The sequence below is a fragment of the Paenarthrobacter sp. NPDC089988 genome (genome assembly GCF_044748465.1).
Taxonomy (GTDB): Bacteria; Actinomycetota; Actinomycetes; order Actinomycetales; family Micrococcaceae; genus Arthrobacter.
Genome location: NZ_JBIVGD010000015.1, coordinates 113,713 through 140,464, shown reverse-complemented (window position 1 = coordinate 140,464; position 26,752 = coordinate 113,713). Strand labels below are relative to the sequence as shown.

At 60.5% G+C, this 26,752-nt stretch carries 18 protein-coding genes; 8 read left to right on the top strand and 10 right to left on the bottom strand.

The window, feature by feature from the left end; all coding sequences use genetic code 11:
• Nucleotides 1–381: 381 nt before the first annotated feature.
• Both ACIPV6_RS17535 and ACIPV6_RS17530 read left to right on the top strand, forming a co-directional pair.
• Nucleotides 382–1,275, top strand: coding sequence for a hypothetical protein (locus tag ACIPV6_RS17535; protein ID WP_400272098.1), 894 nt, complete (start codon nt 382–384; stop codon nt 1,273–1,275).
• 656 nt (nt 1,276–1,931) lie between these two features.
• Nucleotides 1,932–3,998, top strand: coding sequence for a heparinase II/III family protein (locus ACIPV6_RS17530; RefSeq protein WP_400272097.1), 2,067 nt, complete (start codon nt 1,932–1,934; stop codon nt 3,996–3,998).
• A gap of 538 nt (nt 3,999–4,536) precedes the next feature.
• On the opposite strand, the gene ACIPV6_RS17525 is transcribed toward ACIPV6_RS17530, so the two are convergent.
• Entirely contained in the window at nt 4,537–5,862 is a 1,326-nt protein-coding gene (locus ACIPV6_RS17525; RefSeq protein WP_400272096.1) for a D-glucuronyl C5-epimerase family protein, read from the bottom strand.
• 343 nt (nt 5,863–6,205) lie between these two features.
• On the opposite strand from ACIPV6_RS17525, the gene ACIPV6_RS17520 reads away from it, so the two are divergent.
• Nucleotides 6,206–6,466 (top strand): hypothetical protein, encoded by a 261-nt coding sequence (locus ACIPV6_RS17520; protein WP_400272095.1) that lies wholly within the window; start codon nt 6,206–6,208, stop codon nt 6,464–6,466.
• A gap of 74 nt (nt 6,467–6,540) precedes the next feature.
• Here ACIPV6_RS17520 and ACIPV6_RS17515 read toward each other — a convergent pair whose 3' ends face one another.
• The 5 genes from ACIPV6_RS17515 to ACIPV6_RS17495 all read right to left on the bottom strand — a co-directional run bounded on the left by ACIPV6_RS17515 (nt 6,541) and on the right by ACIPV6_RS17495 (nt 12,766).
• Nucleotides 6,541–7,467: a hypothetical protein gene (locus ACIPV6_RS17515; protein ID WP_400272094.1), complete on the bottom strand. Its 927-nt coding sequence runs from the start codon at nt 7,465–7,467 to the stop codon at nt 6,541–6,543.
• 59 nt (nt 7,468–7,526) lie between these two features.
• Nucleotides 7,527–8,744, bottom strand: coding sequence for an MFS transporter (locus ACIPV6_RS17510; RefSeq protein ID WP_400272093.1), 1,218 nt, complete (start codon nt 8,742–8,744; stop codon nt 7,527–7,529).
• Between the two features lie 91 nt (nt 8,745–8,835).
• Nucleotides 8,836–10,509 carry a cell wall anchor protein gene (locus tag ACIPV6_RS17505; RefSeq protein ID WP_400272092.1) on the bottom strand — a complete coding sequence of 558 codons (1,674 nt, stop codon included), beginning with the start codon at nt 10,507–10,509 and terminating at the stop codon, nt 8,836–8,838.
• A 98-nt stretch (nt 10,510–10,607) separates the two neighbouring features.
• The gene (locus tag ACIPV6_RS17500; RefSeq protein WP_400272091.1) at nt 10,608–11,714 is read right to left on the bottom strand and encodes a hypothetical protein; all 1,107 of its coding nucleotides are present in this window, start codon (nt 11,712–11,714) and stop codon (nt 10,608–10,610) included.
• A gap of 167 nt (nt 11,715–11,881) precedes the next feature.
• Entirely contained in the window at nt 11,882–12,766 is an 885-nt protein-coding gene (locus ACIPV6_RS17495; RefSeq protein ID WP_400272090.1) for an MBL fold metallo-hydrolase, read from the bottom strand.
• A 330-nt stretch (nt 12,767–13,096) separates the two neighbouring features.
• On the opposite strand from ACIPV6_RS17495, the gene ACIPV6_RS17490 reads away from it, so the two are divergent.
• On the top strand, nt 13,097–14,185 hold the full coding sequence (locus ACIPV6_RS17490) for a hypothetical protein (protein WP_400272089.1): 1,089 nt from the start codon (nt 13,097–13,099) through the stop codon (nt 14,183–14,185).
• Between the two features lie 1,236 nt (nt 14,186–15,421).
• Here ACIPV6_RS17490 and ACIPV6_RS17485 read toward each other — a convergent pair.
• The 4 genes from ACIPV6_RS17485 to pdhA all read right to left on the bottom strand — a co-directional run bounded on the left by ACIPV6_RS17485 (nt 15,422) and on the right by pdhA (nt 21,771).
• Nucleotides 15,422–17,845, bottom strand: coding sequence for a S8 family serine peptidase (locus tag ACIPV6_RS17485; RefSeq protein ID WP_400272088.1), 2,424 nt, complete (start codon nt 17,843–17,845; stop codon nt 15,422–15,424).
• Between the two features lie 205 nt (nt 17,846–18,050).
• Entirely contained in the window at nt 18,051–19,514 is a 1,464-nt protein-coding gene (locus ACIPV6_RS17480) for a dihydrolipoamide acetyltransferase family protein (protein WP_400272087.1), read from the bottom strand.
• Complete coding sequence (locus ACIPV6_RS17475) at nt 19,502–20,581, bottom strand: alpha-ketoacid dehydrogenase subunit beta (protein WP_400272086.1); 1,080 nt, start codon at nt 20,579–20,581, stop codon at nt 19,502–19,504. The genes ACIPV6_RS17480 and ACIPV6_RS17475 overlap by 13 nt, the downstream gene beginning before the upstream one ends.
• Nucleotides 20,578–21,771 (bottom strand): pyruvate dehydrogenase (acetyl-transferring) E1 component subunit alpha, encoded by a 1,194-nt coding sequence (gene pdhA / locus ACIPV6_RS17470; protein ID WP_400272085.1) that lies wholly within the window; start codon nt 21,769–21,771, stop codon nt 20,578–20,580. The genes ACIPV6_RS17475 and pdhA overlap by 4 nt, the downstream gene beginning before the upstream one ends.
• 171 nt (nt 21,772–21,942) lie before the next feature.
• Here pdhA and ACIPV6_RS17465 point away from each other — a divergent pair, with 171 nt between their 5' ends.
• From ACIPV6_RS17465 to wecB, 4 genes are all read left to right on the top strand, one after another.
• On the top strand, nt 21,943–22,407 hold the full coding sequence (locus tag ACIPV6_RS17465) for an Lrp/AsnC family transcriptional regulator (protein ID WP_397325546.1): 465 nt from the start codon (nt 21,943–21,945) through the stop codon (nt 22,405–22,407).
• 59 nt (nt 22,408–22,466) lie between these two features.
• On the top strand, nt 22,467–23,039 hold the full coding sequence (locus tag ACIPV6_RS17460) for a YdcF family protein (protein ID WP_400272084.1): 573 nt from the start codon (nt 22,467–22,469) through the stop codon (nt 23,037–23,039).
• A gap of 194 nt (nt 23,040–23,233) precedes the next feature.
• The gene (locus ACIPV6_RS17455) at nt 23,234–24,880 is read left to right on the top strand and encodes a hypothetical protein (RefSeq protein ID WP_400272083.1); all 1,647 of its coding nucleotides are present in this window, start codon (nt 23,234–23,236) and stop codon (nt 24,878–24,880) included.
• A gap of 634 nt (nt 24,881–25,514) precedes the next feature.
• Entirely contained in the window at nt 25,515–26,657 is a 1,143-nt protein-coding gene (gene wecB, locus ACIPV6_RS17450; RefSeq protein WP_400272082.1) for a non-hydrolyzing UDP-N-acetylglucosamine 2-epimerase, read from the top strand.
• Nucleotides 26,658–26,752: the final 95 nt, after the last annotated feature.

The window sequence follows — 26,752 nt, the reverse complement described above, 5'->3', positions numbered from 1 at the left end:
TGGGGCCACATATAACCGTCACCGAAACCCGGCGAGTCACAAAATGGGGCCAGAAATAACCGTCCTACCGGGGCCATCCAAACCTGTCACAGCCACCTCGCCGTGGCGCTGGTGACGGGGCGCACCGCTGACCGCAATCGGACTGACGGCCAGGAAGCGTCAACGCACGACGCCGGGTGGCCGGCTTGCGCGGCTGGGCACTAGTCCCGCACATCCGGCGAGGTTGCATAGTTCCCACTAGGACACCAGGGCGTTTGCGTCAAAGCCGGCTCCATATGCAGGAATGCTGACCTGAGCTCTTGCTCGAATCCCAAGTCGGCGTCAGATGATAGTCCTCGGACCAATTCCGAGGCAGTCGGGCACCGATGGTAGGGTTCTGCGGTGACTACCGCCCCCGCCGAGACCGCTCGAATCCGTAAGTTCCTGGGAGATGACATACCCCAGTACAGTCACGGTGACCTCATCGATTTTCTGGGCGCGAACCCGGAAGACGGCTACCACAGCATTGGGTACAACGGCCTGCCGGTGGATCTACGAGTGCAGCATCGGGGTTTCGACACCACTATCATCTTCTTCCATGGCGCCGTCTCGCCGAAGCATTCATATCCGGTAATGAGTGGCGGCGGAGTGTCTGCGGCCGCGAAAGCCAACCGGATTTTTGTCTCAGATCCCAGCTTGGCCCTCTCAGGCTCGCTCAACCTTGGATGGTTCCTCGGGAACCAGCAGCAGCCTGAGCTCCAGTCGGTAATCGAGGAGTCCATCCGACACATCACCAATGCGTGGGGCAAACAGAGACTTGTATTCTTTGGATCATCAGGTGGCGGCTATGCCTCTCTCCACTTCGCCAGCCGCTTCCCCGGCTCGCTGGCACTGGTTGCCAATCCGCAGACCGTCGTCGCGAATTACCACGCTTCAGCTGTTGAGCGATTCGTGAAAGTCTGTTTTGGCAGTGGCCAGCGCATCAGCGAGCTCCCAGCCCACATTGTCAAGGACGTCACGCAAACCTATGCCAAGCCACTCGCCACTCATGTTGCTTACATGCAGAACATCAACGACGCCTCTCATATCGCCCGTCATATGAGGCCGTTCCTTCGAGCGCTCCATCCGGCCAATTCGCTGACGCTGCTCCCTGGCGATTGGGGTCCAGGCCACACGCCCCCGTCAAAGGACGTTTTTGCAAAGGCCATCACAGCGGTCTCGGCCCTACCCTGGGACGAAGCGCTGGGTTCCCTCGGCTTTGTTCCTCCCGCAGACTGCGAACCTTTCCGGCTTTAGTATTTGAGCGCCTACCGCCTCTGATTCGACCGCCACAGTTTTCAGTAAGTGTTGCTATATCGGTAATACACGGACCTCAGGAGACCTGCTCCCACGGATCGGCCTGCAGACGGCTTCCGTCACCTTGTTCTTACCGTCTACTCCAGGCAGGGTCGTACTTGAACTTAACAAAAGTGTTCAGGAGCAATTTCGCATTCAGCGGGCATGAATCATCGGCCCCCATGAGTTCTCCCTCCCGGCTTCGGCCCTTACAGGCTGCCTGACCCTCCCGCCCGCAAGCGTTTGCGTCGCCCAGCGCACTTCTACACAAGGCCCATACTTGCAAACCCCGGGCTGACCGTCTTGGTTCCCGGGCGCAGACCCGATCGGCACACCGGCTGTCTACGAAGCCGCCACAAAGGCATGACAAGTATCAGCCTGATTCTGGCGACTCACAGGACCACCGATTCAGCACGTCTGCCGGGGAATCCGCAATCTCTACCTTCCATGCCAAGCCCGGAAGGCCTCTTGACAACACAGTGGCAGCCATAAATGAAGGCTATTCCTTTTGTCGTACCTAGTTAGCGAATATTGCAAATGGACGGCCTATACGACAATTACAGTCACGTTACAAGTCAAGTTGATTGAAACGTTCGAGGTCCGGATAACCTCTCCGCATGGGGCCACTTCAGAGCGCTGAGCGAAGCGCTAACATCACAACTTCAGAACACACCGCAGGTTCATCTGACCTTTCCGGGTGTCAGGCTGACAGCCTCGAACAGCCGATCGCGCCGAACAGTACCAGCAGGCCACCAGCACGTTCCGTCGTTGAACTTGACACGGGTGTTGCTGAGCGCCAGTCGATCGGATCAATGTATGCGAAGCCGAAGGAACTGGATTCAGTTGTCTTAGAACTCCTGAACGGCAAAGTCGAACTACGCCCGCACTCGACTTGGCAGGGTGACTACACGAATTGGAATGCTGACCCGTTCTTTGACAGGAACTGGCGTTTCCAACACCACACGCTTCGCTGGCTGAACCCTCTTAGATGGGCAGCCCTTGCGGGCGACGAAGAAGCACGGGCTGAGTGGCTGCGCATTGCCAAGTCTTGGGGCGAGACCAATATTCCCGCCGACCGAGCCGTTTCGGCCTTCGCATGGATGGACATGGCAGACGGCAACCGTGCTCTTCAGCTCAGCCTGGGAGCGCCACTCGCAGCGGCTTCGGACCAATGGTTTGTCGAGCTCCTTGAGTACCACCGCGATTGGCTCATGGATCCCGCGCACATAGTTGGAAAGAACCACGGCCTTCATCAACACATCGGGCTACTTGTTGTGGCGGCCACGCTGCGGGACGCTACCGGAGTGGAGACGGCAGTTTCCAGGCTTAGAGACCAGTTCATTACGGCCTTCGACGCTCAGGGTGGCAATGATGAAGGCTCAGCCCCTTATCACCAGTTGAACCTCGTTTGGTGGAAGTTGGCATGGGATAGAGCTATGAGGGAAGGCGTTACCCCTCCGGCGGATGTCTCAGAACGTCTCGAAGCTGCGGCGAGGGCCTTGGCACACATTGCATTGCCGGACGGGCAAATCCCACAGATCGGCGACGGAGGACGGTTAAGCGTTGCTCGAGGCCAATCAGAGGCACTGGACTTCCTGGCATCCTCGGGGGCCATCGGCACTGCGCCCACGGAAACCACGTTGATCCTCGACCGGGGCTATGTGCTATCCAGAAGCGGCTGGGGTGAAGAGCGTCCGTTGGCAGAGGAGTCACATACACTTGTCCGCCACGGAAAGAACCTCCAGTCACACTCCCACGCCGATCGCGGTAGCGTGCATGTATACGCAGCAGGACAACGGTGGTTGGTTGACTCCGGATTCCACAGCTATCAGAAGGACTCGTCCGAACGACTGCATTTGGGATCGCGAGATGCCCATAACGTTGCCTCTATTACAGGACTCGAATACGACCATAAGGCCAAGGTTGAACTCGTTCGGGATAACACCACGTCCCGTTACCATGATTTTACATTCGCCGATCATGGCTATGGTTCGAAGACCCTCACACGCCGCGTCCTCTACTTTGTTGACGCCAACTGCTGGGTCATTGCCGATCATGCAGTTTCCGAGACGCCTATCCGCATAGATCAGCGCTGGCACGTGGAGCCGGAAACCTCCGCGCAAGCCTCCGACAACGGATTCCTTCTGAGTGCCGGACGTAAGGAATTCGGGATGCACTGGGTTGGAGATCTGCCAGCCACGCTCTCCAACCTGCCCGCTACCGAGCAATCGCTCATGGGTTGGATAGGTACGGCGTGGCGGACTCTTTCACCCGGGACGTTGTTGACTGCTGAATCATTTGAGTCGACTCAGCCACGCTTGGTTACGGTTTTCGGACCCCACGGCCCAACACACCTCAGCCTCGTGGATGCTCGGGTCGAAAGTACGGACAAGATTTTTGTCCACGTGGCCCGAGGAACTTGGCACTGGGAAATCACGATTGACGAGGACTCGGTGCCATCCGTGAACATCCATGAATACAGCGAGTCCCAGTGCCCCACATGCGAATCCATGCTCTGGCTTTGCGAATGCACTGGCTATGAAGAACCTGACATGGAGAGTGTCCTGATCGCTGGACGCATATGCTGCGTCGTATGTGGCGTCAATACAGCTTCCGCGCCGTGCCAGCACCACCAGCCTCGAGCTTGGGCGGAGAACGCGGCTGGGGACCCGCCGTCGCAGTAACAGGGAATCAATCGGCGGCCCCCATTGAACAGACGCCTAGGCGCTTGGGATTGCGATGGCGGCGGGTGTCTTAGGTGACTTGCTGAGACTACCTGGAGTCCAACTATGGTTCCTCGCGGCGCACGTGATCTCCCAGGAGTTGCGCGGGCGATCGCTTAGTTCCACGTGACTGCACCGTAGTGTCGCCGTCCCAGCGGCGGCGCCTCAGTCGTCGGTGTCTTGCGGCCGGGACTGAGGCACAACCCGTGGGGCCCTTATTCGAACCCGCTGTGCTAAATAGATACCGTGTTTGTATGGGGCCTGCAATAGCAGCTTGGCTCTTCTCGTTTGACGGGCCTTCGACGGATTCGCGCGCTGGACGCTCCTGGCGCGAGCGTCGCCCTCAACGCGAATCTGTTCTATTACACATGGTGGCGCATATGCGGTGGCAGGCTCACCAACCAGAGTCCGCCGATGTTCCCGTTGATTCTCGGGGGTGAGGCAGACGTTCCTCGTGACAGCTGTGCATCCGTGGCCGGAGCGCTTGTGCAGCGGGGAGCTACTTGTGCTTATTGACATCGAAGCGCTCGAGCGTGAGCCGGTCATCCTGGTAAGGCGCCAACTCGGGCCAGCGGGAAGGGTATTGCTTCCAGCGATCATGGTAGTAACGCAGAACGTCGCTGCCTGTCTGCGCGACGATTTTAGCCAAAGTATCAACGTGGATGAAGTGGTACTGATTAACCTGTCTACCGGCAATCTTCTTGACGAAATTCGTGGGATGCGAAATCATTTCTGCCGCGGTCCACGGAAGCTCCAACTCGATGAGGGATTCCCCTTCCTTCACGGCAAACTCTCGAAGCACTTGGTACGAGCGGACACGGGGGACAGTCGCGAGAGGGTTGTACTCCGCGTCACCCAGGGAAACCGTCAGCTGTGCATTTTCCGGCGCATATACCCTAAGCACGACCCTGTTCGGTGCTGGCCAGGAGAACCGGCTCAAGGAGAGCTTAAGCACCTCCACCCGTCCGGGGCTGACAGTAACGTGTCCGTCTTTAAGGACTTCCCCTGCTGGATCCCCTCCCACATTTGCCTCGAACGTACCGGTTCCTGGAATTTCGACCCTGCAATCGCGGATCTCCACGCTGGCGCCCGCTGCGACCAACCGCAACATCGCATGACCTTCAAGTTTGTACCGCGACGTCGCCAGTTCGGGAACATCGTAGAGCGATATCACACTCTCAATACCGCGGACAGATCTGGAAAAAATATCCCACACAAATTCGTCGCCGCTGGTAGTGGCAAGGTCTTTGATAATGCAGGTTGCGGTGGTCCACCCGTTAAGCGTGCAATCCGGAAACAGGGCCGGGTACTCCTCTATGATCAGTCCACCATCGCTGGTAGTCCGCGCCACTCCCCCCTTTTCAACGGGAATTGTCAGACTGGAGAGGATGCCGGACAACGGCTCACGGAATCGCTCGGTACCCGGCTTTGTCAGCAGCTTCGTAAAGACATCGATATAGCGTGACTGGGTTAAGCCGCTGTACCAGGTGCCCTTCTTGCTCGAAACCTTTGCTTTTTCTTCGCTGTACATGAAGACCAAGCCGTCGTGAAAGGATTCCATGTGGTCCAGGGCGGCGTCAGCAACTCTGCAGGCGGCATCGAGGTATCCTGGATCTTTTGTCCGCCGATACTGAATAAGATAATCAGCAATGACGTAGGGTCCGTATATTGGGTGGGCGAACAATGTACCGTCAGTTCGCCTGCCGGGATACCCATTCGGCAGAAATTCCAAGCGGTAGTAGTCCCAGACCGATTTCCGCTCCATACTTAGCGGAGGTAGAGATACCTCGTACTCGTTGGTTACATAGATGTCCGTGGCATTCATGCCATCCCCATTCGTTGAATTTACCCCCGGGCCTACGCTACCCCAGGCGAGCTGTGGACTCTCGACGCTCGCAACAATCGTCCGGCCTGGTTACTTGCATGGGACAACTTCCCCCTGCACGCTGAGCGGCAGATTCCGGAACAAGGCCTCCTCGACGCCTTGGGGTAGGCTCGAATGCGGGGCACTTGCTCCGACTTCCGCTGACCACACAGGAGACCCACCCCGCGTTATGAGACGTGTCCTTGCAGTATCATTGATCGCCCTCACACTTGCGGGTTGCGCAGCACCCGCACCGTCAGCACCGGAGCCGACAGCGTCGGAATCCAAGCCAACCGTTCCCAAGGTGACTGCCGAGCAAAGCGCGGACCTCATGAAGCGGATTTCACCAGTGACTCCCAAGCTCACCCAGGAAGAAATCACGGCCAACTCCCGTTACGTCTGCGCGGCAATCCTCCAAGGAGGAAGCGACAAGGCTCTGGTGGCTACGGTGGTCAAGTACTTCAACCGGGCCGACGACCCGATTGTGGACGCCGAAGCCGCTGGCGTCGTGGAAGCCATTCGGGCGAATGGGTTTTGCCCTGAGCAGGCCAAGTCCGCGAACTGACCTAGGCCACGACCTTCCAGAGCAATCAGCAAAGCCCCCGCCGAATGGCGGGGGCTTTGACGTGTTTTGGCGAGTCAGCCGGACTGCTTCGAGGGTGCCGTGTCCAGAACGCGCCGCTTCACATGACGTCGTGTGGTTCCCGCTTGGAATCCCGCGGACGCCAATCCCTTGCTCCAATCGCCGTGGCACGTGGCCAAGAATTCAAAGCATGCCCGCAACAGTTCCTTGGGAGGCGGGATGTGTCCGTCGCCAGTGTCCGGCCCCCACCGGTCCATCAACATGTAGAGATTCTCCGAGTCACCTGCGACATCCACAAAGGGAAGCTGATGGTTCTGGATGTGGAACCAGTCTTTGGCGTTCTGGATCAGGGCAACTGTGTGGTCGAAGCCCGCCGAGTAAACAGGCACTAGGTCGTGAGCCACAGTACCGGGAAGTTCGCCCATCTGTTGCCCGGGCATCTCCCACGCATGTGTCATGTAGCGTTCCACCGCCCCCGGATAGAACCGCGAGATGGATGTCTGCGGGTTGACCGCGAGCGCCAGCGATGTTGGGAAGAACCTGGCCAGTGCCAAACTCGCGTAACCGCCAGCGGAGCTGCCAAAGAACATCACGTTGTAGCCACCTGTTGCCCTGACAATCCGACGGACGATGTCTGCCAGGGTCTCCTGCAGGTCGGGCTGCTCTTTCGACCCCGCGTACCACGCCAAGTTGAAGTCCTTCGACTTCCGAAGGCTCGGGTCCGAGACGAAAATGCGGTTGACGGGGAGCCCAGCAGTTACTCCTTGCCCCAAGAACCAGGGCAGCTGCACTTCCTTCTCGGCAGCCCCGTGGAAGCAAACAATCGTTGTGTCAGAGTCCGAGGGAAGGTTCAAAACCTCGATGGGCAACCCTTGATATGCGATCTCGATCAGGCCGGAGGGAAGGTCCTCTGCCGCAAGGAACTCACCGAGGTTTGAGTACGAGGATGGCGCAGGGGTTTCTGGGGCATTGGTTTCCGACACCCCGGTAGTCTAGCGGGGCCGGGGGTGCAGCCCAGAATATTGCCCTATCAGACGCTGAATTAGTAGTTCCGCATATGCTTCAGTCTCGGGATGGCGATAGCAAACACCACGGCCGCCGCGAAGCCCAGCACGCCGGTCGCCCATACGCCCGCGGCCAGCGAGATCGCAGCCGTCAGACCGGACAACAGGACAGGGCCGCCGGTCGCTCCGGAGTCCGCAATAAACCGCCAGATCCCCAGGAAGTGGCTGCGGCCATTGTCCGGCGAGAAATCGGCACCCAACGTCATGATCAGGCCGGAGCTGATGCCATTGCCAAAGCCGATCAACAGTGCTGCCAGGAGCAATGACACGAAGCCGCCAGTGAAGGGAATCAACGCCAAGGCAATGCCCATGATCAATGTGGAGGGAACGGCCACCCATTGCCGCCCTTTCCGGTCCATCAGCTTGCCCGATGGGTAGAACACAAGCATGTCTATCGCTCCGGACAAGCCATAGATAAGCGATGCGTGGGTAGCGTCCATACCCAGGTGGTCCGCCCACAGCGGGATAACCACTTGGCGGGATGCCCGCAACGCGCTCAGCAGAAGGATGCCAAAGCCAACCGACAAGAACACACCCGCGTGGGAGGCCGCTACCTGTCGCAGCGTGGAAGCAGCAGGTGGCGCACCGCCGTCGGAGGTGTCCGGCGCTACCAGCTCCGGAATCGTGAGCGACAGGGCAGCAGCCGCCATCATCCCCACGAAACCCACCCAGTAAGCACCACTGATCCCGGCGAACTGCATGACGCCAGCGCCAATGAATGGGCCGATGAATATACCGATTCTGGTCACACCGCCGAGCGTCGAAAGCGCCCGGGCCCTATAGATTACGGGCACTGCCTCGGTGAGGTACTTCTGCCGGGCAAGGTTGAAAACGCTCGAGCTCATGCCAACCACTGTCATCGCCGCAGCCAGCAGCCAAAGGCCGTGCTCCCATTGCGGTGCGAACGCTGCAGCTCCGAGCGCCAGGGCACCGGCCGCACCAGCTCCGACGATCGCCCAGCGCTCACCAAACTTAATGGTGATGATCGAGGCGGGAATGTTGAAGAGCCACGAGCCCACACCGATCAGCGTGACGATCAAAGCCGAGACAGCTACAGAAGCTCCCAGGTCGCGCGCCGAGAGGGCTATGACCGGCAGGACCGCTCCTTCACCGATACAAAACAGCAATGCCGGCCCGAAGGCGGGAAGGGCAATGCTGCGGAGGCTGAAGTTTTGGTCTGCTTGGGTGCTTGTCATCCCTTTCATCCTAGGACTGCCCAAGCGGTCTCCCGAGCGTTGTTGCGGTTCCGGAGACCGGAACCGCAACAACTACGGGTTGCACCCCGCTTTAGCGGCGGGTAGCAGCTACCTTGCGTCGGCTGCTGGCCGCAAGGACAAGGCCCAAGAGGACCAGTCCGACTGCCCAGAGCAGGAAGCTCTGATTCAGTCCCGTACTTGCCAGGGCTGTTGAGCTGTTGACCTTGGCAGCAGCTCCCGCTGCCATTGCGCCTTGGGTGCCGCTCATGGCAACTTCGACGCCGCCGGACTGGTTAGCGCTGAGACCGGCTGTGACTCCGGTGCTGCCGATTCCAGTACTTGGACCGCTAACGCCGGTATCCACTCCGCCAGTGCTTGGTCCACCGGTCATAGGAGGGTTTAACGCGGGAGGGTTTACAACCGGAGGAGTCACCACAGGCGGGTTCACAACCGGCGGGTTCACAACCGGAGGAGTCACCACAGGCGGGTTCACAACCGGCGGGTTCACAACCGGAGGAGTCACCACAGGCGGGTTGACGACAGGCGGGTTCACAACCGGAGGGGTAACCGTGCCTACAGAACCTCCGCCGATGCCGACGGAAGTCGAACCGATCGTGACCGGAGCTGTAATAGGAACGATCAATTGAGTTCCGGAGAGAAGCCCACCGTCACCGGAAGTCGCTCCGCCGGCGGGTGTGCCCGTAGTGCCTGTGCCCGTCGAAGTACCAGGAGTCGTGGCGACGGAATCACCAAGCACACCGCCCGAAACAGCACCCACATTCACCGGAGCCGTAATCGGAGCAACAACCTGCGTCCCGGAGGCAACACCGTCAGAACCCGAAGTACCAGCAGCCGGAGCCGCAGCACCCGAACCGCCAGGAGCAGTGCCCGCCGTCGAACCCGTCGTCGCCGCCGAGTCACCAAGCACACCCCCGGACACGGCACCCACATTCACCGGAGCCGTAATCGGAGCAACCACCTGCGTCCCGGAAGCCAAACCATCCGAACCCGAAGTACCAGCACCTGGAGCCGCAGCACCCGAACCGGAGGGAGCGGAAGCCGAGGATGTGGCGGTCGAATCTCCCCCGATTCCCGCGGCGGTGGCTCCGACGTTAACAGGGACCGTAATCGGAGCCACTACCTGAGCGCCGGATGCGATGCTGTCTCCCCCCGACGTTGTTGCCTGCGCGGGCTGTTGGGCCGGCGCAGTCGTAGTTGCAGCTGCTGCGGATGACGCCGATGAGTCCCCCAACAGACCCGCCGATGTGGAGCCGACAGTCACAGGGACTGTCACCGGTGCAACCACTTGGGTACCGGACGCGACGCCGTCCGACCCATTGGTACTTGCCGTGGGAGCTGCCGATGAAGGTGCAGCCGGTGCGGCAGAATTGGCTGGGCCCGTCGCAGTGGAGCCCCCCAGCAGACCCACTGAGGACGAGCCCAGGTTTATCGGCGCCGAAACCGGCGCGACTACTTGCGTTCCGGAACCAACGGCGTTTGAGCCGCTGGTACCGGAGGTAGTCGGCCGAGCTGCAGCCGGGATGGCCGCGGGCGCCGTTGAACTTGCGGCAGAGTCTCCCACGACGCCCAACGATGTGGAGCCTAGGGTGACTGGTGCTGTAACTGGAGCAACCACTTGCGTCCCGGACAACAGTCCGTCCTTACCGCTGGTGGTGTCTGCGGCGTTGGCCGCCGTCGCGCCGAGGGCAAGCAGCCCACCGGCAAAGCATGTGCCGAGAAGGCACTTGCGTACTGTCGAATTCATGATGATCTTCTCCTGAAGGTCTTGTTCCCAGTGACGTCCCGGGTACGGAACGTCCAATGACCGTCTGCCGCAGATGGAGTTGCGGCGAGGCTGGGAAATTAATCAGGAGATGAGCCGGGATCGAATGAAACCGGCTTTGGATGTTGTTCATTGCTGACCGATGCGAGGCCAGAGACAGAGCCTGAAGGGATGACTATTTCGCCGCCCAAGTAGGCAGCTACAGGAGTCGGCGGTCCGTTCTGTGAGCTTCCGGATCCGCTTCCGGTCGAATTCAACGGGGCGCCCTCAGGGTCACCCGGAAGTTCAATGGGAGTCTCGTCTTCCGCGTTGGTTGTGGTACCCGCAACGGTGCCCACGGTTCGGCTTAGTTGAGCCGGGTTCAGTTGCAAGAGCCTGGAAGGCAGAAACGCTGAAGTAACCTCCGCGGTAATCCAGGATTCTTTTGCCTTCTCCACCAACGCAGCAGGAGTGGCGGCTTCAGGCGAGCTCACGACGGCGGATGGCGGCAGGGTGGCGGTGTCCGGTTCCGCGGGGACTACCGGAGCTTCTCCCCCTGGCAGTGAGGGCATTCCCGAGCCGGGCCCCGCTACGGGAGGCACCACTCCGTTCACCGGAGGAAGGATGGGGTCGACGATATCGACGATGGGCTGCACGATCGGCTTGGTGATATCTGTGACGGGTTCCAAGGCGATGGGCTTTATAGCTTCGTTCACAGAAGGGACTACCGTCTCAACTGTGCGGTCTACAGTTTCAGCAACCGGCGTCGCGACTACGTCCACAACGTCGCCCACGGGGCCGCTTGGAGCAACTTCAGCAACGACTGGGACTGTGGAAACAACCTTGTCAGTGGAAGCCGCAACTTGCTGGATAACCGGTGTAACCGCCGGAACATCCACCCTGACGGTCGGTGCGGGCACGATCGCTTTGACTGGCGCAGGAAGCGGAACCTCCGGCAGCGGAATCTGAACAGTGGCGGCGGGAGCCTTCGGCGCCACCACCTTCGCTACGGCGGCTCGGGTTTCCTTAACCGCCTCCGATGCAGCGCCCAGCGTCGAATTGGTCTGGGCCGTCAGCGAGCCGCTGGTGGAAGCAACAGAACTTGTTATTCCACCGAGCAACGAGTGGTTGTCCTGGTTGCCGGAATCGGCATTGGCGGCGGCGGCCGAGAGCGCCATCCAAACTGCGGTGCCGGCCCCTGCGATCATGACGGAGCGGAGAATCCGAGTAGCGCGCGGAAACACGCGTATGGCCTTCATCTCGACACCCCCCAGGTAGTCGCAAACCGATGGTCGCTTTCATCCTAGGACTGGACTAACGCAATAGTCCATGGCTTGGAGGGGTCGAGATGAACTTTCTATAAGGACCCTTTGTTTTATCCGGGGTAGAAGCCGGTCTTCTCGGGTCCAAAGTCCGGCGCACCCAGGGACGTGCCCGCAGCCTTGCCCTGCTGCGCTTGGGTTTCCTGTAGCCGCTTGATGAACCATCGCGATTGCTCCGGCCCGTAAGGCAGCACAGGGATGGCCTTCGTGGCGTCCGCCGGCATATCACGGATGGACTGCGTGGCTTGCCGGACGGCTGTGGTCATGGTGTTCGCCATGGTCTTTACGAATTCGTCGCCGGCAGGTTTGCCATGGCCGGGAACCAGGTGCTCGTACCGGTGGCGAAGTGCCGAGATGTGGCGGAGAACGTCCGCCCACTCCTCGGGGTACGAGTCCTCGAAGGAAGGGTGTGCGCCCTGTTCAACCAAGTCACCAACGAACAGCGTGGAGTTGGTACCCACCAGGAGGTCACCGTCCGTGTGCGCACGGCCCAAGTAGAACAAGGTAGCGGTGACGCCGCCTAGGTCCACGAGTACGGGCTGATCACGCACGATCGCGTTCGGGACAACGATCTCGACGGCGTCGCCCTCCCCTGCTGCCATCTCCGGTTCGTTGGTGGTGACGAAGCGACGCTGCAGGTCACCGTCCTTCTCGATGGTTTCGGCGCAGTTGGCGTGCGCCCAAAACTCCGTGACGCCGTCGTCCGCGAAAACAGCGTTTCCGAAGAAGTGGTCGTAGTGCGCGTGGGTGTTCACCACCACCAGCGGAAGCTGGGTTTTCTCGCGGACGGCAGCGAGGATCTCGCGGCCTTGGCGCGGACCGCACCCAGTGTCGATAACCATGGCGAGCTCAGTGCCCACTACAAGTCCGGTGTTGAGTAAGGAACCCTCGGTTTCAAGGACGTAGTGGTCCGGACCAAGTTCTAGCCATGCTGACAATGAGTTCTCCGTATCCAGTGCAATCCGGCGATGTTCAGGCCTCGATTCTACCCACGGAAAGCTGGGAGGCAGCGGAACGGATGGTGTGGCGCTGCTGCTGGCGCATGCAGAAACGTGTGGCCCGGAAGCTGTAGGTTCCGAGCCACACGTTCAGGCTGCGCTGGTCCAGCCGTAGCTGACTAGCTGTGCTTGGAGGCTGCCCTCCTACGGGTGATCACCATCAGCACGATGCCAAATACCAGGAGCGCCGAGGCGGCTGCCGCATACGGCGCCAAATGCGAGCCAGTGTTGGCAAGATCGCCGCCGAGCGCGCTTGTGTTTGGCGAATCCGTGGCTGGTGCATCCGCCGACGGGACAACGGCAGTTGGCGTACCTGTAGTGGGTGCATCAGTTACGGGCGCAGCCGTGGTGGGCGCGTCGGTAGCCGGAGCACTCGGGGAAGGCTCATCACCGTCGGGATCACCTCCCGCTGGACCACCCGTTGGGGGCAGCACGACGACGGGGCTCTCGGGGACAGGCGTCTTCGATGGTTCGGGCGAATCTGAAGGAGACGGCGTCTCCGACGGGGTCGGGGTTTCCGACGGGGACGGAGTTTCCGACGGGCTCGGCGTCTCCGACGGAGTTTCCGACGGGGTCGGGGTTTCCGACGGGCTCGGGGTTTCCGACGGGCTCGGAGTCTCCGAAGGAGTTTCCGACGGGCTCGGCGTCTCAGACGGAGACGGAGTTTCCGACGGGGTCGGCGTCTCAGACGGAGACGGAGTCTCCGACGGGCTCGGGGTTTCCGACGGAGACGGAGTCTCCGACGGGCTCGGGGTTTCCGACGGGCTCGGAGTCTCCGACGGAGTTTCCGACGGGCTCGGCGTCTCAGACGGAGACGGAGTCTCCGACGGGCTCGGAGTCTCAGACGGAGACGGAGTCTCCGACGGGCTCGGAGTCTCCGAAGGAGTTTCCGACGGGCTCGGAGTCTCCGAAGGAGTTTCCGACGGGCTCGGCGTCTCAGACGGAGACGGAGTCTCCGACGGGCTCGGCGTCTCAGACGGAGACGGAGTCTCCGACGGGCTCGGCGTCTCAGACGGAGACGGAGTCTCCGACGGGCTCGGCGTCTCCGACGGGCTCGGCGTCTCCGACGGGCTCGGCGTCTCAGACGGAGACGGAGTCTCCGACGGGCTCGGCGTCTCAGACGGGCTCGGCGTCTCAGACGGAGTCGGAGTCTCCGACGGGCTCGGCGTCTCAGACGGAGACGGAGTCTCCGACGGGCTCGGCGTCTCAGACGGGCTCGGCGTCTCAGACGGAGTCGGAGTCTCCGACGGGCTCGGCGTTACGGGCGTGGTGTATTCAATCTCGGCCGATGCCGTGATGGTGCGGGATTCCGTAGGTGTGAACACCGCGAACACCTGGCACTGCGCTTCGCCATTGTGATACCAGTTGAGGCTGTCTTCCGTTGCCGGAACAACGGATGCCGAAATGCTGACCGTGCCGGCCGCAGCACTTGTGGTACAGAGGTCAACGTCGACGGCGCTCCCCGGCGTCGACGGGCTGTTGACAGTAAGAAGGCCGTTCTGAAGTGTCGCGTCCGACTCACCGGAACACAGGTCAACACTGCCATTTGTGACGTTGAGGTCGATGGCTGTGCCTACCACGTTCGTGGTCAGCTTGACCTGAGCTTGCTGTCCGGCCGTCTGCGACTGGGAAGCCGGGGTAATGCTCATCGACGGGACAAAGGTCTGCTTGAGGAAATCAAATGACGTGTCAATCAGATCCGGGCTCAGTCCGCCGTTCTTGCAGGCCTGCTGTGCATCCGGGTACAGATAGTCGAAGTCCTTGATGCACCATGCGAGTTCCTGGAGATGCCACCGCTCATCGGTGTTCATGTCTGCAGAGACAAAAGTGTTGGTGTTTCCGTCGTTGTACTGGTAGCCGTTTTGCACGACGTATGCGAAGACTCGACGCTGAAAGTCCGTCATGTTGGCGTTCTTGTCCGGGCTTTCACTCAGGGGCAGCATGCCAAAGCAAGAGTAAAGTTCGCGGTCGGTACAGAACATCCAAGCACTGACGGGTCCACCTCCAACGGGTCCGCCCTCAGCCTCGGTTGCATACCGCACCCCGCACAGCGGGGGAAGATCGGATCCTGTGCTGGGTGCATCTCCGTAGACGTCGTAGAGACCGACAACCAAGCCTTGGTTGTAGCTGTCCAAGTTTGCACCAGACACAGTGGTATTCGGGTTGGATGTGTGTTCAGTCTGCCCGGGGCACACAGGTGCATCGAAAGCTGACGCGGCCACGGGCGGCGATGCTGCGGCCGCCGGGGAAGGCACGGCCAATTGAGTCGCGAACACCCCCGCGCCAAGTACGGTTGTCGCAGCCAAAACTGCGGCGATTCTTCTAAACATGATTTCCTTCAGTCGATGCATTGGTACCTCAAACGGGCAAGACCCAGGGGGTCCCTCCAATGGCTGAGCCATTCAAGAGACCGCCCATGTGGGCACCTTGACCAAGGAAATCGTCTGTATAGGCGAAGGATCGTGGCGCAAAAATCCAGAAGAGTGACGTAGATCAAATGAAGAGGCCACGATCTCTCGATCGTGGCCTCTTCATTTGATGTGTCCGGACAGAGCCTGATAAGCGGGACTCGCTTGCCGGGCCCTGTGAACTCGGTTACAGGATGATGCTCATGACGTTCCAGCCCGAACCAACCTGCCGGGCGGGGAGGAACCCTCCCGAACCGTTGCCTGGGTACAACATCAAGGCACCCCCGCTGGTCCGGCCCAGGACATCCATCTGGCCGTTTCCGTCGAAGTCACCGGGGCCCTCGATGGCGGTCATGCCACCCCATCCCCAACCGACCTGCTTCGCTGCCAGCCAGCCGCCAGCACCGTTGCCCGGGTAAAGCATCAGTCCTCCGGAGGAGGTCCGTGCCAGGACGTCGGCTTTTCCGTCGCCGTCAAAGTCACCGGGACCGTCGATGGCGGTCATGCCACCCCATCCCCAACCGACCTGCTTGGCCGTCAACCAACCGCCGGAGCCGTTACCGGGGTACAGCCACAAAACACCGTTGCCATCGCGGGCAATGACGTCCGCCTTGCCGTCGCCGTTGAAATCGCCCGGGGCTTCGATGGCGGTCATGCCACCCCATCCCCAACCGATTTGCTTGGCCGTCAACCAACCGCCGGAGCCATTGCCGGGGTAAAGCCACAAAACGCCCTTGCCATCGCGGGCAATGACGTCCGCCTTGCCGTCGCCGTTGAAATCGCCCGGGGCTTCGATGGACGACATGACATTCCAGCCCGAACCGATTTGCTTGGCCGTCAACCAACCGCCGGAGCCATTGCCGGGGTACAGCCACAGAACGCCATTGGTGTCCCGCGCCAGGACATCGGAATTGCCGTCGCCGTTGAAGTCCGTGATCTTGCTGCGGGCAGACGAGAACGCGTGGCTCCAGGAAGTAGTGGCCCCGACAGCGAGGACATAATCCTTGGCGGCGCGAGCGGTCACGGTGACGGTCCCGTTGGCACGGTAAACGCCTGCAGGAACAATGACGCTGCCGACCAGGTATTCAACGCCCTTGACCGCGGGGATCTGGAACGTGTCCTTTGCCGTCCCGTCGAGGTCTTTGAAGACCACCGGCGACGGCGCCACGGGCAAGTTGCCGCCGTAAGCAATCAGCGCAGCCGTAGCATCGACGAGGCCGGCTCCACAACCCGGAGCGCAGCCTGCCGGAAGGGGACGGGAACTGTCCTTGAGTTGTTGTTCCAAAGTATTCGGCGTCAGCGAACTTCCTTCGGCGGCGAAAAGGAGTGCCGCCAGTCCCGAGACATGCGGGGCTGCCATGGAGGTTCCCTGCATGAAGGCATACCCTGTTTCCGCTTGCGTGGTGGTTCCCGCGTTGTAGGTGGATAGGATGCCGTTCATGAAGTCAGCGCTCATGTCGCCACCGGGAGCAGTGACATCGACGGTGCTTCCGTAGTTGGAGTACGGCGCCTTGCCGCCGTTCCTGGTGCTTGCTGCGACGGCAACGACGTTTTGACAGTTTGCAGGACTGGCGTCGGCGGCCGGTCGGTTCGAGTTTCCGGCGGATACGACCACCACAGCGCCCGCGTTGTGTGCGAAGTTGATGGCATTCTGATACGTGGCAGAGCACGCCTTGATGCCTCCCAGGCTCAGGTTGATGACCTTGGCGGGGTTGGGGTTGTTAGGAACACCGCTCACAACGCCACCCGCCGCCCAAACGATGGAGTCCGCGATATCTGACGTGTAGCCGCCGCAAACGCTCATGGCCCGAACGGGCAGGATCTTGGCTGCTGGCGCTACGCCGCTGACTCCCCGGCTGTTGTTGCCAACTGCGGCGATAGTGCCTGCTACGTGGGTGCCATGCCAGGACGAGTCCTCGGCCGGGCTGCCTGCCTCGCAAAAATCGGCCGAAGCCCAATCCCCCATATCGGTGGGATCCGGGTCCCTGCCGTCTCCATCACGGGCATCGGCGACGTCGGCAATCATGTCGTAGCCGGGCAGCACGTTGGCATCAAGGTCCGGGTGCCGTGTGATCCCTGTGTCCACAACCGCGACAATTACCCCATCACCGCGTGTGTAATCCCAGGCAAACGGCATGCGCATGCCCTGGTCCTCCCAAAGATCCCACTGTTCGTTGAAATAAGTGTCGTTCGGAGCCACGGCAGTGTGCATGACGGCGTCCGGCTCAGCGTATGAAACGTCTGGATCCTGGCGCAGCGCTTGCACGAATTTTTCAGCCTCGGCGGCGGAGAGGGCTTCGTCGAGCTTCACAACGTGTCCGCCGGTGGCATTCTCGCGGAGGCCCTTCCCAGCTACGCCAAGCTTTGAAGCGGCCACATCGGTCGCTTCTTTCACCGCATCCGTGACGTTCTGGACAGCGTTGTCCTTGATTCCGACGATGAATTGATCCGTGCTGGACTCAGTAGCAGGCTGCAGGACTTGGGGCTTGCCGGGAAAAATGTCTGTGTTGTCGGCAGTGGCGGGCTGGACAGCAAGTCCCCCGCTGATGAAGAGCGTGGCAGTGAGCGCGCCGATTGCTTTCAGCGATTGCTCTCGTGATTTCATAACCATGAATGGGCATCCTAGGGACGTCGCGACCCACCACGTCCGGGCTGATCGCAGGCAACTGGAGACCACCAGCTGACCCCCAGCAGATTGTAAGCACACTAGATGACATGCGCCACACGGGATTCGGGTTTATGACGAGTCGTTGGATTAAAGAACCGGGATCCCAACCAAATTCAGTTGGGATCCCGATGAAGCTACATCATGTGTCTTACATATCCGCCAGCGCGCCACCCGGGTTCTCAATGCAGTCTGCAACGTACCGCAGGAAGCCCGCTGCCGTTTCACCGTCGCAAACCCGGTGATCGAAGGCCAACGTCAACTCGGTCACCTTGCGGACGGCGAGCTCACCATCCACCACCCAGGGCTTATCAATGATGCGGCCCACACCCAGCATCGCCACCTCGGGATAGTTGATGATCGCTGCTGAACCGTCCACGCCAAACACGCCGTAATTATTCAGCGTGAAGGTGCCTGAGCCCAGTTCTGCCGGGGTCGCCTTGCCATCGCGGGCGACGGCGGTCAGCCGCCGGATCTCGGCGTCCAGTTCGCGGGCGTTCAACTGATGGGCGTTGCGCACCGACGGAACCACCAGGCCGCGGTCTGTTTGCGCAGCGAATCCAAGGTTGATTCCGCTGAAGCCCACAATCTCCTGCGAACCGTCGGCCACCGTTTCGAAGCGAGTGTTGAGTGCCGGATACTTTTTTAACCCAGCTGTGACAAAACGTGCGATGAAGGCGAGGAGACCGGGAGTATCGTGTGGCGAGCGCTTTTTCAGTTCCGCCCGCATTTCCAGCAAGGCTGTTGCGTCAACATCCACCCATACGGTGGCTTCCGGAATCTCCGAACGGCTCTTGGCCATGTTCGCAGCAACCGCCTTGCGAACACCGCGCACCGGCGTGCGCAGGGAAACTGCAAGACCGGTCCGGGAATCAACATCGCCCTCCACAGCGGGCGGGGCCGCCGGCGCACGGGTCGGCGCGGGTGCGGCAGGAGCCTCGGGCCTGGCAATAGCCGCTTCCACGTCCCTGCGCATGATCAGGCCGCTGGTCCCCGAACCCTCAATGGAGTCCAGGGAAACCCCATGGTCCCGGGCCATCTTCCGCACGAGCGGCGAGATGACTGCGCTGAGCTTTCCGGGGATCCTCGTGCCGGCAAGAGCGGGTTCCAGCGGAACCACCGGGGCCTCCTGAGCAACGGATTCGACGACGGCGACACTCCCCTTCCGTGGTCGCGTCCGGCCAGCGGTTGCTCCGCCAGGGGTCCCGTAGCCGATGAGGACGTTGCCGGAACCAGCCTTCTCCTCCGTCCGGTAGGTTTCGGCAGCCGCCGAGACCTCGGGCGACGCCGCTATGCCCGTCGACACCGCGTCTTCGACAGCAGCGGGAGCCTCTGACGCAACCGGAGCGGCACCCACGCGAGCGATCGAGATCAGCGGCTTGCCGACGTCGAGAGTTTCTCCCGCTTCGCCATGCAACTCAGCAACTGTGCCCGCGTAAGGTGAGGGCACCTCGACCATTGATTTGGCTGTTTCGACTTCGGCGATAGGCTGGTCGACTTTGATTTCATCGCCGACGGCGACGAGCCAGTTCACGAGTTCGGCCTCCGTGAGGCCCTCCCCCAGGTCCGGCAGAAGGAATACCTGCATATCTGAGCTCACGGTCAGTCCTCCCATTGAAGGTCGTCAACGGCGTCGAGGATACGGTCGACGCTAGGCAAGTAGTAGTGCTCCAACTTTGGAGACGGGAACGGAACGTCGAAGCCTGTGACCCGGCGGATCGGAGCCGCCAGGTAATGGAAGGCACGCTCTTGGACCCGGGCGACAATTTCCGAGGAGACAGAGGCAAAACCATGGGCTTCCGCAATCACGACGGCGCGTCCCGTCTTCCTGACGGAGGCGCAGACTGTCTCGTCGTCGAACGGGACGATGGTCCGCACGTCGATGACTTCGAGGGAACGGCCTTCTTCCGCGGCTGCGGCTGCGGCTGCGAGCGCAGTGGGAACGGACGGACCGTAGGCGATGAGCGTCGCATCCGTGCCGGGACGCGCGACGGCGGCGCGGCCCTCAGTGGAGGTGCCGGCGTCGTGCTCGGCGCGCAACGCGGCCAGGTCCACCTGGTCCTTCGACCAGTAGAGCTTCTTGGGTTCCATGAACATGACCGGGTCATCGGAGTCGATGGCCTCGCGCAGCATGCGGTAGCCATCGGCAACGGTTGCGGGGGTATAAACCTTCAGGCCGGCGGTGTGGGCGTAGTAGGACTCGGAGGAATCGCAGTGGTGCTCTACTCCCCCAATTCCGCCAGCGTAGGGAACACGGATGACCATGGGCATTTTTAGCTTGCCCTTGGTGCGGTTGTGCATCTTGGCGACGTGGCTGACGATCTGCTCGAAGGCCGGGTAGGCGAAGGCGTCGAACTGCATCTCGATCACCGGACGCATGCCGTTGATGGCCATGCCAACGGCCATTCCGACGATGCCGGACTCAGCGAGTGGAGTATCAAAGCAGCGCTGTTCGCCGAACTCGGCCATGAGTCCGTCGGTGATGCGGAACACGCCGCCGAGCATGCCGACATCTTCGCCGAAGACCAGCACTGAGTCATCTGCCCGCATGGCATCTGACATTGCGGTGTTCAGCGCCTTGGCCATGGTGATGGACTGGGGCCCCGTGGTTGCTGCGGCCGAAGCGGCCGCACTGGCCGTGGCGGCGCTGACGTTGCCGTTAACGGAAGTGGTGACAGTCATTTTGCGCTTTCCTCACGTGCGAGTTCGCCGGCAAGCAGCTCAGACTGCTCTTTGAGCTGCGGCGTCTGCTTGGCGAAGACGTATTTGAACAGGTTCTGCGGTTCCACAGGAACGTCCTCGCCAAGCCCTTCCCTGAGTTGGGTCGCTACGGATTCAGCGTGGTCGGCGAGCTTCGCGTTGGTTTCTTCGTTCAGGAGGCCCTTGTCCGTGAGGTACGCCTTCATGCGGGTGAGCGGATCCTTCGCCTGCCATTCGGCGACTTCGCTGTCCGGGCGGTATCTGGTGGCATCGTCGGCATTGGTGTGCGCCTGCATGCGGTAGGTGTGGGCTTCGATTAGCAACGGACCCGAACCTTCGCGGGCAAGTTTCACGGCACGGTCCATGACAGCGAGCAGGGCTACAAGATCGTTGCCATCAACGCGCTCCCCTGCCATGCCGTAGCCAACGGCCTTGTGCGCGAGGGATGGCGCCACCGACTGGTGGCTGAGCGGTACGGAGATGGCGTACTTGTTGTTCTGCACAAAGAAGATGACGGGCAGGTGGAATACAGCCGCGAAGTTGAGGGCCTCGTGGAAGTCGCCCTCGCTGGTGGCGCCGTCACCGCACATGGCCATGACCACCGTGTCCTCGCCCCGGAGCTTGGCGGCATGGGCGACGCCGACAGCGTGCAGAAGCTGCGTGGTCAACGGCGTGCATTGAATGCCGACATTGTGCTCCTTGGGGTCGTAGCCTCCGTGCCAGTCGCCTCGGAAGATGGTCATGACCTCTACGGGGTCCACGCCCCTGGTCATCACGGCGACGGCATCGCGATACGTCGGGAAAAGCCAGTCCCCTTCGCTGAGGCACATGGCGGCCGCGACCTGGCAGGCTTCCTGACCGTGACTTGACGGATAGACAGCCATGCGGCCCTGACGGACCAACGCGGAGTTCTGGTCATTGACGCGCCGTCCGATGACCAGCCGCTCGTAGGCTTTCAGAAGTTCAGCATCACTTGGCGTCGGGTATTCATGGCCCGGTTCGGTGCCTTGCTCCTCCTTTGAGCGGAGGGTGCCGTCCGGATTCACCATCTGGATCTGGTGACGGGCGGGCAGCATGTAGTCCTCTACGCTGATGCCGAATTTTCTCCGAACGTCAGCAGCCTGGTCCTCCGCTGCCGTTTCCGGCGCAGAGTGGTCTGCATGGATCGTCATTGGTCCGTCCTTCTCTAGCCACTATGTGCTTCCAGTATCGTCCCGGTGGATGTTTCGTATCCAGCATTGGCGGAAATCATGGAAGAGCTTGTTGTATGGGGCTATTCTTGAAGACGAATTGCGATTGTGAGCTGGGTAACTACCGGTGCTGTAGACGAATTGGAGCCTGCTGTGAGCGAGACCGAAGCCGAGCAGACCGCAGTCCCCCTGGACAGCGTTGACCGGGACATCATCCGCGAACTCACCACGGACGGCCGTATGTCCATCACGCAGGTAGCGGAGAACGTGCACATCAGCCGTGCGCACGCCTATTCCCGCTTGGCCCGGCTGACCGGAGAAGGGGTGCTGACCAAATTCACCGCCTTGGTGGATCCGATCAAGGCCGGCCTCCGCTCCTCGGCCTACGTGACCCTAAAGGTTCAGCAGCACTCGTGGCGGGAGTTGAAGGAACAACTGCGCTCCATCCCTGAAGTGCACCACATCGCTTTGGTGGGCGGGGACTTCGACGTCATTTTGTTGGTTCGGGCTACTGACAACATCCACCTCCGCCGTGTGATCTTCGACCAACTCCAATCCATGGAAGGCGTGCTGGATACCCAGACATTCCTGGTTTTTGAGGATGTTGACACCCGGTAGTCAGCTTTGGTGCAGGGGCCTTGTCCGGAACATCCAGATTGGGACCATAAACTGTCCCCATGCCCACCAAAACCGCCTTCATGACGCGCGTCGCTTTGCGGTCGCTCATTGCATGTGTGGCCGCATTTGCCGTGTGGATTCTCTTGGCCATCCAGTTCTTCGCGATTCCTCCCCAGACCATACCGCACCACACCGACGCAATAGTGGTGCTCGGGGGAATGAGCCGCGAACGCCTTCCGGTCGCGCAGGACCTACAGAAATCACTCGACATTCCGGTTCTGGTTGTTTCGACGACGGGACTGTCCGGCAACGTTGAGGGTGACGCCCTGTGCAGCGAAAGTGGCGGCGACGACCCTGACTTGGTCTGTTTCCGTCCGGACCCCTTGAACACCCGTGGGGAAGCCGATGCGGTTGCTTCGCTGGCCGCCAAACATGGTTGGAGGTCCGTCACCGTGGTCACGTCGGACTACCACCTGATGCGTGCGGGCACCTTGATGCGGCAATGCACGTCAGTTGAAGTGCAAATGGTGGGGTCCGAGCCGGAGCTCTCGGCCGGTGCGTGGCTTGATCGGTTTGCTGTTGAAACCGGTGGTTTGATTGATGTGTGGATGCGGCCGGAGTGCCATTCCTGAACGTCATCGACCCGTGACTTGATCAGTAACAATACTGACAATTAGTGCAAATGGTGCCAGCAATTATTAACCGGCCAGCTCACAAAATTCTTTCTGCTTGAAGAATGCTGTCAAACCATTGAGTTTGATGCTGCCGCAAGCCATCCTTTTGCCATAGGTCCAAGGTCTCAGCCCTACGAGCCCAAGGATCAGTTGTGCCAACATTTAGAGCCGAGACGCTCCTACCCGCTCCACCCAGAGTCCGCCTACTACTCATCACTATTCTGGCCGCCCTTGGCCTGCTGACGGGTTCCCTTAATGGAGCTGCCGCGCACGCAGCAACTGCGCCCGTTTATCCCATCAGTGGCTACTTCATCTACGGCAGCACCAGTGATGCAACAAACACCAAAAAGCTGACAGACATTAAATCCGTAGGCGGAGACACCGTCATCACTTTCGGTTCCCTGTTGAAACCCGCATCATTGTCTTCAATTCCGGCCGCCTGCATTATCTCAGGGGTCAACTGTGCAAAGGCCGCAGCCTCTGGCGTCACAGTGAACAGGTACTTTACGTACTCTGACGGAAGCGCCTGGGGTTCGCCGGCGCTGCTGTGTGCACGCGACAAAACCGTCACCAGCGGCAGCACCGTCTACACCATCCTGGTATTGCCTGCGGAGGGCTCTGGTTGTACGTCCCCCAGCGGAAAGTACGACGTGGTGGTCATCAACGGCACCACCTCTTCCATCTCGGTTTCCCTGGGCAAGGCAGCCACGAGTCTGGGAATGAAGTATTACGCCGGCCTGCCGGCTCCGGTAAAGCGGACGGACCTGACATACCTCCCCGATCTTTCCTACCAGGCCACATTCTCACTTTTCACGGCGCGATTCCTGCTCTACCAAGGGAAAGTGAATAACGTCCCCGGCCTGGCTGGTTTCTATCATCACACTGAAATGCCGCTCAGCGACGGCGCCGTTTGGGACGCCGTCCTCACCGTCTATCGAATTCAGAATTCGCGGATCGCCCAATACCAGCCGAGCCGTTCAGCCCTTGTCAGCCCGTACATAGACTCCCGGGCAGCCTTCTCCGGACGCGTCACCGTGGTCCAAGCGCGAAACGCAGTGGAGAACATCGCTGACACAGCAGGCAATGTACACCTTTCCATCGCCGTTCAGGACGGCATGGGAACAGGTAAGGGAGGTTCCTTCTTTGGCAGCGAAAGCGGTAACAGCGTGGATCAATACGCTGCATCGATTGTCGGAAGCGGCTCTTGGGGTAGTAAGTACATCGCCCCTACCCGCGACTACTTCGCCGCGCTGGCAGAAGGAGTCGCAGGTACCGGGGCCGAGTTGTGGGCCAACTTGGAAGGCATGGCTCCTTCGACGTCCCAAAATCCTTGTGACAACAGCCTCCGAGGGCAAACAACAAAGTCCCGGGTTGACAAACAGCTCCAGCAACTGGGCAATGCCCCGGTCAAGGTCATCTCCTTCATGTGGGACCCATACTTCACCTGCTCTGGAACGTGGGCACCGATGCTCGATAGATTGAAGGCCAGCAGCATGACTCCAGTGATCACCGACTCCATCTTCTACGGAAACGGCGACGTACTTGTCACCGGGCAGAACCTGAGTGGTGGCACGGTCCAGGTGAAGTGGACAGACGCGGCCGGCCGTGTGTTCAACAAGACAGTCGTGGCTTCCAGCTACAACTCCACGTACGGTCTGCACCTGGGCATCAATCCGCGTTTGGAGTCCGTTGTGGCCAAGCTGGGAGCCACCTCGCTGGGCTCCGGAAAAAATTACTTCATCGATGTGATTAACGGCTCAGGACAAAAAAATGACGCACTTTACTCAGACCGCGGCTAATTGAACTTCGGAAGGGCGGCCCCGGGTTTCAGGACCGCCCTTCCGTGTCTCCGAACAGCCAACCCGGACCCTCCGCTCCCCTCAATGAACGTCGGGTCCACAGACGTTACGATGGACAAAAATGTCGCCGGAGACCACTCCAGTGCAAGAATTGGTTGTGGCCATGCTTCATCTGGACGCAGCAAGGAGTGAAACGTGACGGACCCTGTCCGCCAAAAGGCGGCCCTTTCGCCCGCCCCGCGACACTTGCGCAGGCGTCGGTTCAGGGCCGAGGTGAGGACCTCATCCATCGCCGGATATGAAAGCCCTGACAAATCGCGCAAGGTAGTTGCGGCGGCGCCCACCGCTGCCGCGAGGGCTCCCGGCACCCCCGCGGAAATGCCGACGACGTTCGCACCTGCACCGTCCAGCCCCTTGACGATCAGAAGCTACGGCTTCCGCAAAGCCAGCCTTCGGCAGAAACGCCTGGTTGCCTTACTCGCTGTGATCCTCGTCTCCATTAGCATTCCGATATTGGCGCTGACCTTGATGTTTGCTCGCTGAACCAATACCCGGACTCTTACACAATTGAGGTCCTTGATTGGTGGTGCGATAGCATCGGCTGGTCACTCATTGCCTGCCTCGGGGGAACTCCATGCCCAGCGTCATGCCAATTTTCGGCACTCGTCCGGAAGCCATCAAGATGGCTCCCATCGTCAGCGCCTTTCAAGAATCCGCCGACTTTGATTGCGTCGTAACGGTCACCGGCCAGCACCGCGAGATGCTGGACCAGGTTAACGAGCTCTTCGGTATCGAGCCGGACCACGACCTGAACATCCTTCAGCAGCGTCAGTCCCTCTCAGCTATCATGACCCGGACCATCGACGGCCTGGACAAGCTGTTCGCCGAAAAGAAACCGGACGCCGTCATCGTCCAGGGTGATACCACCACATCCACCGCCGGAGCGATCGCAGCTTTCTACCATGGCATTCCGGTTGTACACGTGGAAGCCGGACTGCGAAGTGGAGACCTCTTCTCGCCGTTCCCGGAAGAAGCAAATCGCAAGATCACCAGCCAGATCGCAAGCCTTCACTTGGCACCAACCAGTACCAGCAAAGCCAATCTGCTGGCTGAAGGTATCGCAGAGGACGACATCGTGGTCACCGGTAACTCTGTCATCGATGCCCTTTTGACCACAGTCGACAAGCAACTACCCTTCAGCGACCCGCAGTTGGAAGAACTTGCCTCCAGCGGCCGCCGGATCCTCTTGGTTACCACGCACCGCCGTGAAAACCAGGGGGATGCCATGCGCGGCGTCGGCCGTGCCCTGGCACGAATTGCCGAGGCCGAACCCGACCTCGTTATTGTGCTGCCTGCGCACAAGAATCCCGTTGTGCGCGAAGCGGTACTTCCTGCGCTCGAGGGCATGCCGAATGTCGTGGTGACAGAACCCCTGGCCTACGGCGAGTTCACCCGCATGCTGTCCTTGGCCCACATCGTGCTGACCGACTCCGGTGGAGTGCAGGAAGAGGCTCCGAGCCTCGGCAAGCCTGTTCTGGTAATGCGGGACAATACTGAACGTCCTGAGGCCGTCGTGGCCGGAACCGTCTCCTTGATCGGTACAGACGAAGAAACGATCGTCAAAGAAGTAGACCGCCTGTTGAACCAGCAGGATGCGTTTGACGCGATGGCCAATGCCGTGAACCCCTATGGCGATGGAAAGGCCGCTGAACGAACGGTTGCAGCGGTAGCGCAACTTCTCGGAACGGGTTCACGCATTCCGGAATTCGTAAGCTAGCCAGAACTGTCTTGGCTGGACCACCAGCCAAGACAGTTCTGGTCATCGAGAGTGGGTAGCCTTTCGTCCGCACTCTCCACAGCACAACGTGTGAC